Here is a 16,039-nt window from a genome sequence, read left to right on the forward strand (position 1 = left end):
TGCTCTGTGTGAAAAAAATAAATCTTATGCCATATGTCCTTATTTATCTCTTATTATTAATTAAAGTAAGTGCTTTTCGTGTGCTTATTTTTAATGAAAAATCAATTTGGCATATTATCTTAATCGAATTTCCAATGTGGGCATTGTTGCTATCTGTTGTTTTATTGGTTGCCCATAAAAAAATGTGGCGGGCAGTTTGGGTATTTAACTTGCTGGTCTCCGTCATTTTTTTTACGATTACCTTATACATGCGTTACTATTCTACAATTCCTTCTTATTACGATTTGCAGCAATTGACGCAATCTGGCTCTGTTGGTGGAACTATTACGATGCTCTCAAATCCATGGGATTTTTTGTTTTTCCTAGATGCTTTGGTGCTGTTGTTTTTGGCGCGTCGCTGGAAAAATCCAGTAAAGCTAGTTGCTTTGAAACATGTAGCGGTTAGTATGGCAGCGATTTGTGCTATTACGGTAGTCTATGCTCTTCAGCAGTCGATCATCGATGTCTCCTATTTTGCGAAAGAACACGGTTATTTGCAGTCTCAAGTAGCTCAATTGTATAACCGGTCGACAGATAGCGCACATGCTTCTTCGAGTAAATTAACAGAAAGAGAATTAGAGGAACTAAAAGGCAATAAATTTGTAGAAGTTCGTGAACATGATAGCTTTGGAGTTGCGGAAGGACGCCATTTGTTCATCATACAAGTCGAGTCTTTACAAGAATTCGTTCTAGACAAGTCATTAAATGAACAGGAAATCACGCCAAATCTCAATCAACTGCTGAGTGAAAGTGCTTATTTTTCAAATGTATTTCAACAAGTAGGAGCCGGAACAACTTCTGATGCCGAGTGGATTGTTAATACAGGACTTTATCCACAAGGTATGATTCCGACATCTAACAGTCTCTCAGGAAAAGAAGCGCCTTCTTTAGCACGGGTATTAAAAGAGAAAGGTTATGGATCGGCTACGTATCATTCCGATGAAGTGACATTTTGGAACCGTGATGTGCTTTATCCAGTGCTTGGATACGAAGAAGTTTTTTCCAGTGAAGACATACCAAATGTTAAAGAAGTCGGCTTTGGACCGGCAGATGAAGTGTTGTTCGACTTTGTGGCAGGTGAATTGCCGCGACAGCTCGAAACGTATGAGCAAATTTATGCGAATATTGTCACGGTCACGAGTCATACACCATTTGAAATGCCAGATACTATGCAATATTTAGATCTGCCTTCTGAATATGAGGGTATGTATATCGGAAATTATTTGCAGGCAGTTCGTTATGCAGACGAGCAAATTGGTTCCTTCATTCAAGAACTGAAAGACCGAGAGATTTACGATGAATCGTTAATCGTTATTTTAGGAGACCATTCAGGTATGCATGGCAGCTTAGTAACAGAAGAAGATCATCAATTGTTAAGTGAATTTTTAGGTTATGAATATTCGTTAAAAGATCAATTCACCATTCCGTTATTGTTTACAGGAGGAAATCTTTTTGAAGAAACGGAAATGACCCGCCTTGGCGGTCAAACCGATATTATGCCAACGGTACTCGCGTTACTCGGAATCGATCACGACTATCCGATGATGGGTCATAACTTATTTCAGTATAAAAAGAATTTACTAGGTATGCGCTACTATATGCCAGGAGGCTCTTATATCCAGTCTGAACAATTTTACAAAGCGCCAGGGGCTAAATTGCCAGATGTTTTATACGATTTAGAAACCATGGAGAAACGCAGTAAAAATAGCGCAGCGAAAAAACACATTAAAGATACGGAAACGTTAATGAACTATGCGGATACGTTATTAAAAGTTTATACGGAGTAAGAATGCCCATAATTCAAGAAAAGCTGTTAAAGTGAATAGTAAGTAAGTATGCACGAGGGGAGAACGTGAGTTATGGTAAAGGAATTTGAAAAAGAAGTAATGCAAGCGATGGACAAGATGTTTGAAAGGGAAATGAAGAAAGTGAATGATTCCCTTGAACAGGAACTTTTAATTTCTTTAATCGGTGAAGTAAATGCCGGTAAATCTTCCACCGTCAATAAAATCATTGGAGAAAATATTGCTAGCACAAATCCAATGCCAGGAGAAACGGTCAGCGTCGATCCTTATAATATTCGAGGATTAGAAAACATTAAATTTATGGATACACCTGGATTAAATGACCCAAATGACGAAAATCCTAAAAAAACCTTGGAATTTGTTCAGAAGTCGGATGTGGTCTTGTTTTTCCTTAATGCTGCAGGCACAGTGTTTTCTGAAAGTGAAAAAGAAAAGTTCAATGAAATTGAAAAACACAATAAAGATATTTTGATTGTCTTAAATAAAATCGATGCCGCGGAAGATGTTCCGTCCATTGTTAAGTTTGTAAAAAGACATACTGCCAATAAATACAAGGTTATTCCGATTTCGTCCAAAACAGAAGAAAACTTGGACATCTTAAAGAAGGAGATCCTTTTTTTGCTCGAAAAGAAGGGTAAGGACTTGCTCTTCGCCAAAAGCATAAAAGAAAAGTCCGCTGCTGCTAATCGTTGGATTATTGGCGCAGGTATTTCAGCCGGTGTAATTGGCGCGTCACCAATTCCAGGTTCTGACGTATTGCCACTTACCACTTTACAAGCAGGCTTAATCATCAAATTATCCAACCTATACGACAAGCCATTAACTAAAAAAGCGGCAAAAGATATGATTGTTGTCACTGCTACGAAAACAATCGGTCACACCATTTATCGCCAAGCGTTAAAATTTATTCCAGGAGCAGGGTCGATTATTGGCGGCACTGTTGCCTCATCTATGACCTTAGCACTCGGTTACGGCGTGAAATACTCGTATGAAAACAACATCGACATTGATTACGACATGATTGGTTCTTTGTTCGAGAAATTGAAAAAAAGCGAGCAAAAAGCATAAAAGCTGTCGAGCCGCTCTTCTTTTATAGAAGAGCGGTTTTCAATTTTCTTGCGTCTTTCGGATTTGTCATTTAACTTTAAGAGAAAGATAGACGGAGGTGCGGGATGAGAATATTGGTCGTAGAAGACAACCCGAGTGTCAGTTCCATGCTGGAATTGTTTTTTTCGAAAGAAGGTATTGACGGGGAGTTTGCAGCAGATGGACTGGAAGGTTACCAGAAATATAAAGAAGGTGAACATGATTTACTGATTCTAGATTGGATGCTTCCAGGAATGGATGGAATTGCGTTATGCCGCAAAATTCGAGCAGAAGGAAGCTCTGTTCCGATCATCATGCTAACAGCAAAAGACAGCGAATCCGATCAAGTTATTGGCTTTGAAATGGGCGCAGACGATTATGTCACAAAACCATTCAGCCCATTAACATTGATGGCACGTATAAAAGCCGTCACAAGAAGAGTCCAAAAATCGGAACCTGTATCAGACTTAATTCAAACCGTTCATTTTACTGTCAATAAAGAGACGCGCGATATTAAAAAAGATGGACAAGCGGTGGATAGCCTAACACCAAAAGAATTCGACTTATTGGTATTTTTTCTGCAACATCCAAAGCAAGTATTCAGCCGAGAACAATTATTAGAACAAGTATGGGGATATCAATTTTATGGTGATGAACGGACAGTAGATGTTCATATTAAACGTTTACGCAAAAAAATAGACGGAGGGGACAAGCTGTTCCATACAGTATGGGGAGTTGGCTATAAATTTGAAGAACACGCGAATTAAGTATTTTTACCAGCTTATCGCTAGCCACATGAGTATTTTATTGATTGCTTTTTTGATTTTGAGTATTTTATTTGTTCGTTTCGTAGATGATTTTGCTTATGCTGAAAAGGCGGAAGAATTGGAGAAATACGGTGGGCAAATTATCGAAGAGCTTGAGCGAGAACGCCCAGGGACCAATCTGCAATCCTATGTCTCTATATTAAAAGCGCAAAATATCAGTTTTATCGTTTTTGATCAGCAAAGTCGGATTATGTATCCAGTGTCGGGTTCTTTCCCCCCCGTAGAGCTGACATCAGAAGAATGGAACGTCATTGAACGAGGTGAGACACTGACCGTCAACCGGGACGTTGAACGATTCGAACTGTCAGTAACATTTGTAGCGATGCCGTATTTCGAAAACGAACAATTAGCTGGAGGGGTACTTCTTGCTGCTCCTGTTAGCGGAGTAAGTGAAATGATTGCAGAATTGAATAAAACCTTAGTCACTGCGGTGTTAATTGCCCTAGCTATCGCATTGCTTCTTAGCTTAGGATTATCTAACATGCATGTTAGTCGAATCAAACGGATGCGAAAAGCGACATCTATGATAAGTGAAGGTCATTACGATGTGAATTTACCAGAATCAAATTTCGATGAGTTTGGTGATTTGGCGCATGATTTTAATAAAATGGCTGAAAAACTTCAACAATCTAACGAAGAAATCGATCGACTTGAAAACCGCAGACGGCAATTTATGGCGGATGTTTCACATGAAATGCGGACGCCATTAACGACCATTGCGGGGATAATGGAAGGCCTGCGCAACAACATGATAGAAGAAGGTCAACGAGAAAAAGGCGTTCGTTTAGCGAGTGAAGAAACAAAACGCCTAATACGATTAGTAAATGAAAACTTAGATTATGAAAAAATCAGATCTAATCAGGTGATATTAACAAAAGAAGAAATTGAAGCGGATGAGCTCTTGGAGATTATTCAAGAGCAGCTTTACCTACAAGCGAAAGAAAAAGGCAACCAAATTGTTATTCATACGAATCCTGGGGATGTTATTTATGGGGACATGGATCGTTTAATCCAAATTCTTATGAACATCGTGAAGAATGCTATTCAGTTTACTGCGAACGGCATGATTACAGTCTCAACTCATATGGAAGCGGAACAAATGAGGATAACGATAGAAGACAACGGAGCAGGCATTGACGTAGAAGAAATTGATCTTGTGTGGCGTCGTTTTTACAAAGCGGACTTGTCACGCGGAAGCGGTCAGTTTGGACTTGGTTTATCTATCGTCAAGCAACTGGTGACGCTCCATGACGGAGAAATCCATGTTGGAAGTAAAAAAGGACAAGGAACGAAATTCATTATTCTTTTGCCGCATAAGAAATGAGCTAAGGGAATTCCTTAGCTCTTTTTTTTGTGTAGAAAACTTTATATTTTTGTTAAAACTCTGGTCATAGTTTATTCACAACTGCTTGTTAAGCTAGTAATAACGAATAGGAAAAGGGGAAATAAAGATGAAAAAAATGATTTATATTTCGATTGGTGTGTTAGCGGCAACCGCTATTTTTATACTAGCTGCTTTTAATGGCGATGAAACGGTCGCAAAAGTAGGAGACAAGGAAATCACTAAAGAGGCATTGTATGAAAAATTAGTAGCTACTTCGGGGGCGGCAACACTTGATGCAATGATTTCCAATGAAGTGGTCAGTCAAGAAGCAAAAAAAGCAAAAGTTGAAGTGACACAAGAAGAAATCGATGTAGAAATGGCTGTTTATGAAGAGCAATATGGTGGTGCAGAAGCACTTGAACAAGCGCTTGCTTCAAGTGGCATGTCGATAGCAGATTTAGAAGAAGAAATGAAAACCTACTTGAAAGTTGAAAAAATCATCGGTCCAGACATCGAAATAACAGATGAGCAAATTAGTACTTACTTCGAAGAAAACAAAGAAACTTTCGAACAAGCTTCTAAAGTAGAAGCGAATCACATCTTGGTAGAAACTCAAGAAGAAGCAGATAAAGTAAAATCGGAATTAGATGATGGTGGTGATTTTGCCGAATTAGCAGCTGAGTATTCAATAGATACAAGCAACGCTGAAAATGGCGGAGCATTAGGCGAGTTTGGTGCCGGTGAAATGACGCCCGAATTTGAGGAAGCCGCGTTTAGTTTGAAAGTAGATGAAATAAGTCAACCTGTAGAAACAGATTACGGTTTTCATATCATCCAAGTAACTGGAAAAACAGAAGCAACTGAAGCCAATTTGGAAAATAGCAAAGAACAAATAAAAGAAACGTTGTTTGATGAAGCGTTAAATACGAAATATGCGGAATGGTTAGCAGAAAAAACAGAGTCATATAACATTGTTAACGAATTAGAAGAATAAGGAGGACATGCAGATGGGCTATTATAATTCAACTGAACCAAAAACGAACAAAAAAGGCTATTTTGCTTCTAGCTTTACAGGGTTGATCGCTGGAGCGTTATTAGTAGGCGTTATTTTGCCAAGTGTGACGGATGGAGAAGTTGAAGGCGCAGCGACAACTTCAACAAACCAGGCCGTTAGTGGAGTGCAAACAACATCTACAGTTGTCACTTCAGATGTGACCAAAATTGTAGAGGAAACTTCTAGTGCTGTTGTGGGTGTTTCTAATTTGCAAGTTGCACAGCAAAATCCTTTTGAATCACAAACAGGTGATTCAAAAGAGTCACAAGAAGCAGGTGTAGGATCTGGCGTCATTTATAAAAAAGACGGCGACATGGCTTATATTGTTACTAATAATCATGTAGTAGAAGGTGCTCAAGATGTAATGGTCACTTTGGCCGATGGCACGGAATTAGATGCCGAAGTACTTGGAACCGATATTTGGACGGATTTAGCTGTCTTAAAAGTGCCCGGAGAAAGTATTGAAACAGTTGCAGAATTTGGAGATTCCTCTGTATTACAAGCAGGAGAACCGGTTATTGCAATCGGGAATCCATTAGGTCTTCAATTTTCTGGCTCTGTTACAACGGGAGTTATTTCAGGAACCGAACGTTTAGTGCCGCTTGATATCAACCAAGATGGGACAGAAGATTGGCAGTCAGAAGTTCTTCAAACCGACGCTGCGATCAGCCCCGGGAATAGTGGAGGCGCATTGATCAATGCACAAGGACAATTAATCGGCATTAACTCGATGAAGATTTCGCAAGAGGCAGTAGAAGGAATTGGACTAGCGATTCCAATCAACACCGCGATTCCAGTTATTTCAGATTTAGAAGCTGAAGGTGCTGTACACCGACCATCTATGGGCGTAGCTATTTTGGATTTAGCTGAAGTGCCGGCGCAATACCGCACTAGCCAGTTGAACTTGCCTTCTGAAATTGAAGGTGGGATTGTCGTTCAATCGGTAGTCGAAAGCTCAGGAGCAGCTTCTGCAGGCATGGAACCATATGATGTTATTGTTGAATTGGACGGAAAGTCAGTAAATTCCGTTTTGGAACTTCGACAGTATCTGTATAATGAAACAAAAGTCGGCGACACATTAAAAGTGAAAGCTTATAGAAATGGTGAACTACAGAATTTCGAACTAACATTAACCGAAAATAATTAATATTAAAGAGGCTTTCCGATTGTCGGAAAGCCTCTTTTATCGTGAATGTACACGTCTGTAATCAATCGAAAATTCCAAACCAATCAGTACCAAACCCAAAACCAACGATAACAAGAACTAAAATAACAAAAATAATCATGCCGAGTTGTAACGGTTTATAGCCTGTAACTCGTGGCTCTTGAATCCCTTGTTTTTCTTCAGGGGAACGATTTTTTGCTTCTTCTTTGGTTGCTTCCATGTACTCTTCTTCATGATCTTTATGATCATTGCTCATATAAATGCCTCCTCAAAATCGCTATTATTTTTTTCTATCTAAAATTGACTTTAACTCGTAAACTTTTCTTCTGATTGAAGTGTGCGTTGGGTTAACTTTTGAGCCAATTCTCTACCGAATAACTCAGAAGATTGTGGGTCGCGTCCTGTAAGGATTTGCTTACTGCCCCAAACAACATAAGCGTCATGCTCTTTTTCTTCGTGATAATTCGCAATATTATCTAATTCATCTTCTAAGCTGAAAGGCAACAACTCGACCACTTCTTTTGGCTCTTTATCATTTGGGTAGCCTGTTACTTTTAGACCTTGAAGCAAGCTACGTCCTTCTTTTGTTTTCGTATAAATTAATGGAGCGGGTCCGTGACAAACAGCAGACACGATACCGCCTGTTTCGTAAACTACATTAATCACTGCGTGCAAATCTTCATTATGCGCTAAATCGAACATGGCGCCATGTCCACCGACAATCATGATCGCATCATAATCACTAGCTTTGACATTAACGATGGGCATTGTTTTATCCGCAATCCCTGATTCATATTGCTTTTTGTATATACCGGTCGGGTCATAATCTGAGCTAATACTTATCGGGTCTACGATAGGTTTACCTCCGTCAATAGAAGCTAGTTCAACAGTATGACCTTCTTTTTCAAGCTCTAATGCAGGAGCAAACAGTTCTTCTGCCCACCAACCCGTTACGTAATTATGCTCTTCATTTGTATAGCCACTCGATAATACTGCTAATACTTTTGCCATTATATCTTCCTCCTGTATGAAAGATTCTTTGTTCTTTTATTTACCCTATGAAAAGAACATGAAACGCGAAAGCGGAGGAGTCTTTGGATTTCGCTTTGTGGTTATGCTAGGATTATTTTATGAAACGAAAGACGAGGTGGAACGCTTGAAGGAGTTAAACCATGAAGTACAAGTAACTTTGCTTGAAGCTATGTTAGATGGTAGTAAAGTGGGCACGATTGTGACCGATCCGTCGCAACCGGATAACCCTATTATTTATACAAACAAAACCTTTATGGATATGACGGGTTACTCGCAGGAAGAAATAATTGGTCGGAATTGCCGCTTCTTACAAGGAGCGGGTACAGCTAAAGAAGATATCGAAAAGATGAGAACGGCAATTGCTGCTGAAGAAAAAGTCGTTGTAACAATCCGAAATTACCGTAAAGACGGCTCGCCATTTTGGAATCGGCTAGTTATTGATCCAGTTCGAATTGAAGGAAATTTGTACTTTATCGGTACTCAAACAGATATTACTCTCGAGCGTTCTCAGCAACAAGCAATTATGGCCAACGAAAATGAGATTGAAAAATTGATGTTGCCAATCTTATCTGTACAAGAAAATGTGGCAACTGTAGCACTCGTTGGAACAATGTACCATCATCGCTTTGAAACGTTGAAAGTTAAAGTTTGTGAATATGTTCAATCGAATCGCATTGAATACGTCATCATCGATATTACCGGTTTATCTTGGAATGAAAATTCACCACTTTATTGGTTTAAGCAGATTTACGATGCCCTTCGAATTATGGGAAGCAAGCTTTATGTAACAGGTATAACCGTAGCGGCAGCACAACAATTTTCTAATGATTTAGACCGTGATAGTCGATTAGTAACATTCTCAACAATTGAAAGAGCGTTAACTTTCATCGCACAAGAAGAAAAAAAGCAAAAATAATATTAGGTGAATAAAAAAACAGACTCAGCATTTGCTGAGTCTGTTTTTTTTAAGAACTAATAAAGTCACCGCCATTAATATGAATGGCTTGGCCAGTTACGTAAGTAGAATCTTTAGAAGCTAGGTATACGTAAGCGGGAGCCAATTCGGAAGGTTGACCGCGTCGTTCTAATAATGTGTTTTGCCCATGTTTTTTGACTTTCTCGGCATCGAAAGTTGAAGGGATTAATGGTGTCCAAATAGGTCCCGGAGCTACTGAATTCACACGAATTCCTTGATGCGCAAGATTAGCAGAGAGAGAACGCGTAAAGCTCGTAATGGCTCCTTTAGTAGATGAATAATCAATTAAGCCAGGAGAACCTTGATAAGCTGTTACAGAAGAAGTGTTGATGATGCTGTCTCCTTTTTGCAGGTGTGGTAGGGTAGCTTGTGTTAAATAGAACATACTGAAAATATTGGTAGAGAACGTCTCCATTAATTGATCAGGGCTAATCGCTAAAAAATCTTCTTGTGGAAATTGTTTAGCAGCATTATTTACTAAAATATTTAATTGACCAAATTCAGAAATGACATCTACTACAAGTTGATTGCAATTTTCTACATCACTAATATCTGTAGCGAACTTAACACCTTTAACGCCATAGGACTCAATCGCTTTTAGTGTTTCTTCTGCATCTTCGTGTTCGTCGAGGTAAGCGATAGCAATATTGGCGCCTTCTTTAGCGTAAGCGACTGCAACTGCGCGACCAATGCCGCTGTCTCCACCGGTGATAAGTGCAACTTTCCCATCAAGCTTACCTGAGCCTACATAATTCTCGTCATCATAAATTGGCTCAGGTTGCATTTGTTCTTCTGAACCGGGTTGTGTGGACTGTTCTTGTGGGTCAACTTGTTCATCTATTTTTTCGAATTTATCTTTTGTCATGATGAATCCTCCTCTAGATTAAGTGGTATTTAACGTCAATATTCCCGCCGTTAATTTACTTAAACACCATATAGAAAAACTAAATAATAGGATTTAGTAAAAACGACAATGCCCACTCTGAAAGAAGGATTGTCGTTTTAGTTTGTTTTCTATCTCGTTTATTGCTATTCTGCGGTAATAACTCCACAAGCAACTCGGTCACCTGAGTCACCAGAAGGATCGGTTATTTGGTCATCTTCTCCTCCATGAATAACAAGGGCAGTTCCTTCTTCTTTAAACAATGAATTTTCTTCGCCAATTTTAAGTGTGACATTTTCAGCTTTAAACTCTTGAGAAACTGTCCCATCTTCCCCTACTTCAATATTCGGTAAATCACCAGCATGCGGACCATCGGGGTTGTCTATGCCATGCATTGAATTTTCTGGGTTAAAGTGATCGCCAGCCGATTTGAAATCAGGAGTTTCGCATTTTCCTTCTTGGTGGAAATGAATGCCGTGCATACCTGCTTCCAAGTCCTCAATTTGTAGTGCTACTGACACGCCATCCTCTTCATCAGTCAATTCAGCGGTCCCTATTGCATTCCCATCACCATTTAGTAACTCGACAGTTACCATAACAATCTCGCCACCGTTAGTAGGTGCACTTTCAGTGGTATCTTGGTTGGCTGTACTGTCGTCGTTCGTTGTTTCTGTTGCACCATCAGATTCGGTAGGGGGCTCATCTGTGGTGTCATTTCCACAAGCTGCTAGAAATACCAAAAAGGTCAAGAGTAAACCGAGCAAAAACCAACGCTTCATCTGAATTCCTCCCTTAAAATTGTGTTACTCTTCCTTACACGTTAAAGCAACATAGTAAACGAGATTAGGTGAAACCACTTCTTTTGTAGGAGGAGAAATTCCATATAAGGTTAGTATTTCCTAATAAGTAGCAGTAAAAAAAACGCCCCTATTTCGACTGGTCATAAAAGTCGAAATAGGGGCGCTTAAAGTAAAAGAAATGGTTGAGTTGCCAATATTTTCGCTACTAGTAATTGTTTATTCTTTTTCTTTTGCGAAAAACAAAAGCAAAACCGAGAAGCATAGACACTAAACTAATTGCTGCTGCAGGTTTGAAAAATGGTGGGCGGTAAGAGAGAGAAATGTTGTTGTTGCCGGCTTCTAATGGAATGGCTATAAAAGCAAAATCTGCTTTTAACACTTCTACTTGTTCTCCGTTAATTGTTGCTTGCCAGCCTCGCTCATAAGGAATAGTTAGTTTTAAGTATTCATCATTCGTGGCATTATCATAATTTAAACTCACATGACTGCCATCTATTGATAAATTGCTCGATAAATCGGGCTGGGCAGCTTGTTTGCGTAGAGCTTGATAAGAAGCTGCATATACTTGAAGTTCCGTTATTTCATATTCACCTTTAGGCAACCGGATTTCAATAGATTCTTCAGCTGGAATGCGAATGGTTAAGTCATCTACAAATGTTTTGTAAATCGACTGATTGGATTTTCTTGTCGTTTGGTAGTCATTTACTTCGAGCAGAAAGCCTTGGTCTTCTGCTTTTGTTACCAAGTGGAAGGAAACGAACAAATCAACACCAGATTTAGGTGGGTTTTCCAAGTTTAAGTTCAAGCCTCCGGTTCTTTCAACTACTTTTAGTACGCCATCATTGAACGTAGCCCCAATTGTGGCAGGGTCAAAGTTTAAAATGTTTTCATCTGGCTCTGGTAAAGGGTCAGCAACCTGGCCTCGATCAAGTACGACTCCTGTCAACATAGCTTGTTCGCGCATTAACGGAGAGGCGGCGGCTAATTGCTGTTCTTCATAAACGCTAGAGGTAGCACGAGCGAACGGCAAGACATAGTCATTTTCATAAATGATGTATTTTGGAGAAGCATAAATTTCATTGAAACCATATGGAACATTGGAATCTCCACGAGAGCGAATAATGTATTTTCCTTGTAACATACTATGCAAGTTTGCACGGTTGCCAAGCGTGGCATAGCGGCTGACGCTTTCACGTCCCATGTCGATTTCAAGATCGTATAAATAAAAATACAATAGATTTTTATTTAAAATGCTGGAATATGCACTAAACCCTTGGAAATCTTGAACAATTGGAGTATTGTTGCGAACGCCTTCCATCCACTCAATGCGGTAAGGTCCGTCATTTTCTTTTCCATGAATATATTCCAATAGTTTTTTGATTTCGGGATCGTCATAATCGACACCTGTCATTAGTTCTTTGCTAACTTGCGAAATTTCTCCTACTTCAAGAATTTTTTCGGTTTGATACAGGTTGGCAAATAATAAGGTCCACATTAACAGAGATGCCATAACCGAATATTTAATAAAGTTTTTGTTGAATAAGATGTAAAGTAGCAATAGTAAAAATGTAATGACTAGAGTGCTAATCGCTAACGTTGCATAATGCGAATCTATTTCAAAATATTCATCTTTCCACGTGTAAAACCAAAAACCAGAAATCGTCAGTATAGCTGGTATGGTAAAGCGTCGCCACGTGAATTTATGCAACTGGTCAAAAGCCACGGCCACTGCTCCACCCATAACCAACGATAAAAAGTATTCCCAGCGATATTGTGGGGCAGAAAAACCGTTGAAAGCACTGCCAATCATTGGACTGTTGTGCATGATAACTGCAACAATGCCAAGAAGTGCAAACAAGCGGAATGTTTTATCGCGGTATAAAAACCAACTAAATAACACAAGAACAAAAAATGCAGGTAAGACAATTATGGAGCTACTAAACAAAATATTATCGATTGTTTCGTCCATCCAAAGAATTTCTTGTTTAAAAACTGGCCTATGGTTATTTAAGTATGCATAGACAGCTGGTATAAACGACACTGCACTGATACCAGCACCAATAGATCCAGCGACAAAAAAACTTATCATGCTTTTCTTTTTGGTTTGTTCATCCTGAGTTAATGGGATAAATAAACGGAACAAAATATAAATAGCGGTCAGTAACAGATTAATATAGGCAAAGTAAAAGTTATCAATCATGGAAATCGCTACGGCAGTTACAAACCAGCCGGGTTTTTGTTCGCGGAAAATCTTTTCAACGCCAAGCAATAAAATTGGCAGCCACAAAAAAGCATCCGCGAAAAATTCCCAATACGTAACGTGGCGGAAGTACATACCAGAAATGCCGTAAAGAGAAGCACCGACTAACGCTGCTAGTTTTGATATGTTCATATACATAAATAATCGAGTTGTGATAAACAAGGCAGCTGCTAAACGAATAATACTGATGAAAACGGCAGCGTTTGCCCAAAATAAAACATCAGTAGTTTGAATAATGTGTAGCGCTTTTAGTATAGATATCATTATTACTGAAACCAAGAACACGATCGAAGTAGAAAAATAATAAGACAGTTCACTAAATGTGCCAGCTCCTAAACCAAAATCGAACGAATAGAAAAATTCGCCTCGCGTATATTGCTTATAGAGAAGTTTCTTAAAAGGCATCATTTGTGAAAGACCATCATTAATCCCTACCATAAAATGTTCATTGGACCATTGCGTGAGAAAAACAATATGCCCTATCGCTGATAAGAGTAGACTGACGAACATGAGAAAAATAACAGGTCGTAACTTTTGCATAATGTCACCGTCTTTTTACTTATTTTGGTGAAGGTGTGTCTTTAAGGATTTTGCTTGATACGATAAAGGTTATGGGAACTGTGAATAATACCGCAGCAAAAGGCGCGATATTGCTGTTGAGGTGCAGAAATTCAACAAAAACAAAAATAAGTATAGTCGAAACTGACATATTCACAACTTGTGTTAATGGGAAATACAAATATTTTTTAAGAGTCGGCTTAATGCGATACGTGACATAACAGTTTAAGAAAAATGAAATATTTAAACTGATTAAAAAGCCGACGATATGTGCCAATAGGTAAGGCAAATTGAAAAGGTTATGAAGAACTAAATAGATTGAGTAGTAACTCAGGGTATTAAGTACACCGACAAATATAAAACGAGTAAATTCAGTATTGAGCGCTTTAAGATTCATGGTATTCATCCGCATTGCTAATATCTACAAGAAAATGAGGGCGTTGCTTTGTTTCATTATAAATTCGACCAATGTATTCACCAATCACACCAAGACTGATCAACTGGATTCCACCAAGTAACAGAATTGCTGTAATCGTCGTAAAGTAACCTGGAGCACCAATACCTTCTTTCATAATATTGTAGAGTGTAAAGAAAATATAAATGAGTGACAAGAACAAAACCAAAAAGCCTGTGTAAAAACAAACGCGTAAAGGCTTCATATTAAATGAAATAATGCCATCGATGCCATAATTGACGAGATTGCTAAATGACCATTTTGAATCGCCATCCGTACGCAATACATTTTCATAGTTAATGGTCTTTTTACTAAGACCGATCCAAGAGAACAAACCTTTAGAAAAACGATTGCTTTCACTTAATGCTAAAATGGCATTGATGGCTTTACGACTTAATAAACGGAAGTCTCCTTCACCGTCTTGCAAATCCACATCAGTGATTGAATTAATGATTTTGTAGTAAAGAGAAGAAAACAAAGAACGCACTTTAGAATCGCCTGTTCGAGATCGTTTGGCTACCACTTGGTTAAAGCCATCCTCATAGCCTTGAATCATTTCACCAATCAACGTAGGCGGATGTTGCAAGTCACTATCCATGACAATGGCTGCATCTCCTTTAATGCGTTTTAAGCCGGCGAGCATCGCGGACTCTTTACCAAAATTACGTGTTAGCGAAATATATTTTATATGTTCATGGGCTTCAGCTAATTTTAAAATTTCCTGTAAGGTGTTATCACTGCTACCATCATTAATGAACATAATTTCATAACGATAGGGAAGCGACTCTAGTTCCTGCATCAATTTATCGTACATTGCTGCAATATTGGCTTCTTCGTTATAAGCCGGAACCACGATCGAGATAAGCTTCATTTTTATTTCCCCTCTCCAATTGGTACTGAAATGATTTGCTAGCTCCCATTACCCCTGCTATTTAAGAAGTGAGCATAAGAAAATGAAACTTTCTAGCTTTATATACGTATTAGTATACGTCAGGTGTTTTAAGAAAACATTTTTCTGAAGATTCAGCGTGTTTTTATAACCTTGGAAATTCCAAATGACTGAACTTTCCGGTAAACTTTATTCGTTGAATTTTACATGTTAGACCAATACCATTAAAATAGAATACATAATGATGAATGGAGAGTGTTAGGAATGGCGATTAATCTTGTAAAAGGTCAAAAAATCGATTTAACAAAAGGACGTTCATCGCTTTCGAGCATTATGGTTGGCTTAGGCTGGGATCCAGTTGCAACCAAAAAAAGTGGAGGCTTCTTAAGTAATCTATTAGGCGGCGGAGGCGGCGGCGGAGCTGACGTTGACTGTGATGCATCTGTCTTATTACTGGATGAAAACGGCAAGTTGACTGCAAAAGAAAACTTAATCTATTTCGGCAATAAAAAAAGCAAAGACGGTAGCGTAGTCCATTCTGGTGATAACCTGACTGGAGAAGGCGATGGCGATGATGAAATGATCAATATTGATTTGAAACGAATTTCACCATCAGTTCACCGTTTAGTTTTTGTTGTAAATATTTACAACGCACAGAAAAAGAAACAAGATTTCGGTATGATTGAAAATGCGTTTATTCGTTTGGTGGATAATCAGTCGAAAGAAGAACTGGTTCATTATAACTTAACAGAAAATTATGCTGGCAAAATGTCGCTAATTACAGGCGAACTTTACCGTCAAGGAACTGACTGGAAGTTTTCTGCGATTGGTGAAGGCGCATCAGAACCTGATATCGGATCAATTGCAAACAAATATTCTTAAGGAGT

Annotated in this window: 15 protein-coding genes; 8 read left to right on the plus strand and 7 right to left on the minus strand. The window is 38.8% G+C overall.

Features of this window, described 5'->3' with window-relative positions; genetic code table 11:
- The first annotated feature begins 8 nt into the window (after positions 1-8).
- The 6 genes from MLE13_RS06630 (at position 9) to MLE13_RS06655 (ending at position 7,282) form a co-directional block, all read left to right on the plus strand.
- Complete coding sequence (locus MLE13_RS06630) at positions 9-1,826, plus strand: LTA synthase family protein (protein WP_240748804.1); 1,818 nt, start codon at positions 9-11, stop codon at positions 1,824-1,826.
- 72 nt (positions 1,827-1,898) lie between these two features.
- Positions 1,899-2,912, plus strand: a complete 1,014-nt coding sequence (locus MLE13_RS06635; RefSeq protein ID WP_240748806.1) for a GTPase — start codon at positions 1,899-1,901, stop codon at positions 2,910-2,912.
- Between the two features lie 104 nt (positions 2,913-3,016).
- Positions 3,017-3,697 (plus strand): response regulator transcription factor, encoded by a 681-nt coding sequence (locus MLE13_RS06640; RefSeq protein ID WP_240748808.1) that lies wholly within the window; start codon positions 3,017-3,019, stop codon positions 3,695-3,697.
- Complete coding sequence (locus tag MLE13_RS06645) at positions 3,678-5,081, plus strand: sensor histidine kinase (protein ID WP_240748810.1); 1,404 nt, start codon at positions 3,678-3,680, stop codon at positions 5,079-5,081. The genes MLE13_RS06640 and MLE13_RS06645 overlap by 20 nt, the downstream gene beginning before the upstream one ends.
- A 127-nt stretch (positions 5,082-5,208) precedes the next feature.
- Positions 5,209-6,075: a peptidylprolyl isomerase gene (locus tag MLE13_RS06650; RefSeq protein ID WP_240748812.1), complete on the plus strand. Its 867-nt coding sequence runs from the start codon at positions 5,209-5,211 to the stop codon at positions 6,073-6,075.
- Positions 6,076-6,088: 13 nt separating this feature from the next.
- Complete coding sequence (locus MLE13_RS06655) at positions 6,089-7,282, plus strand: S1C family serine protease (protein WP_240748814.1); 1,194 nt, start codon at positions 6,089-6,091, stop codon at positions 7,280-7,282.
- A gap of 61 nt (positions 7,283-7,343) precedes the next feature.
- Here MLE13_RS06655 and MLE13_RS06660 read toward each other — a convergent pair whose 3' ends face one another.
- Both MLE13_RS06660 and MLE13_RS06665 read right to left on the minus strand, forming a co-directional pair.
- Positions 7,344-7,556 (minus strand): hypothetical protein, encoded by a 213-nt coding sequence (locus tag MLE13_RS06660; protein WP_240748816.1) that lies wholly within the window; start codon positions 7,554-7,556, stop codon positions 7,344-7,346.
- 50 nt (positions 7,557-7,606) lie between these two features.
- Complete coding sequence (locus MLE13_RS06665; RefSeq protein WP_240748817.1) at positions 7,607-8,311, minus strand: type 1 glutamine amidotransferase domain-containing protein; 705 nt, start codon at positions 8,309-8,311, stop codon at positions 7,607-7,609.
- A gap of 136 nt (positions 8,312-8,447) precedes the next feature.
- Here MLE13_RS06665 and MLE13_RS06670 point away from each other — a divergent pair, with 136 nt between their 5' ends.
- On the plus strand, positions 8,448-9,248 hold the full coding sequence (locus MLE13_RS06670; protein ID WP_240749102.1) for a PAS domain-containing protein: 801 nt from the start codon (positions 8,448-8,450) through the stop codon (positions 9,246-9,248).
- Between the two features lie 49 nt (positions 9,249-9,297).
- On the opposite strand, the gene MLE13_RS06675 is transcribed toward MLE13_RS06670, so the two are convergent.
- The 5 genes from MLE13_RS06675 to MLE13_RS06695 form a co-directional block, all read right to left on the minus strand.
- A complete protein-coding gene (locus MLE13_RS06675; RefSeq protein ID WP_240748819.1) occupies positions 9,298-10,173 on the minus strand; it encodes an SDR family oxidoreductase in 876 nt (291 codons plus the stop codon).
- Between the two features lie 164 nt (positions 10,174-10,337).
- Positions 10,338-10,970 carry a superoxide dismutase family protein gene (locus tag MLE13_RS06680; RefSeq protein WP_240748821.1) on the minus strand — a complete coding sequence of 211 codons (633 nt, stop codon included), beginning with the start codon at positions 10,968-10,970 and terminating at the stop codon, positions 10,338-10,340.
- A gap of 226 nt (positions 10,971-11,196) precedes the next feature.
- Positions 11,197-13,791 (minus strand): YfhO family protein, encoded by a 2,595-nt coding sequence (locus MLE13_RS06685; RefSeq protein ID WP_240748823.1) that lies wholly within the window; start codon positions 13,789-13,791, stop codon positions 11,197-11,199.
- Positions 13,792-13,810: 19 nt separating this feature from the next.
- On the minus strand, positions 13,811-14,206 hold the full coding sequence (locus tag MLE13_RS06690) for a GtrA family protein (protein WP_008430244.1): 396 nt from the start codon (positions 14,204-14,206) through the stop codon (positions 13,811-13,813).
- Positions 14,196-15,140 carry a glycosyltransferase family 2 protein gene (locus MLE13_RS06695; RefSeq protein ID WP_346429156.1) on the minus strand — a complete coding sequence of 315 codons (945 nt, stop codon included), beginning with the start codon at positions 15,138-15,140 and terminating at the stop codon, positions 14,196-14,198. The genes MLE13_RS06690 and MLE13_RS06695 overlap by 11 nt, the downstream gene beginning before the upstream one ends.
- Positions 15,141-15,416: 276 nt before the next feature.
- Here MLE13_RS06695 and MLE13_RS06700 point away from each other — a divergent pair, with 276 nt between their 5' ends.
- Positions 15,417-16,034, plus strand: a complete 618-nt coding sequence (locus tag MLE13_RS06700) for a TerD family protein (RefSeq protein ID WP_240748827.1) — start codon at positions 15,417-15,419, stop codon at positions 16,032-16,034.
- Positions 16,035-16,039: the final 5 nt, after the last annotated feature.

It is taken from the genome of Planococcus halocryophilus (assembly GCF_022489025.1).
Taxonomy (GTDB): Bacteria; Bacillota; Bacilli; order Bacillales_A; family Planococcaceae; genus Planococcus; species Planococcus halocryophilus_A.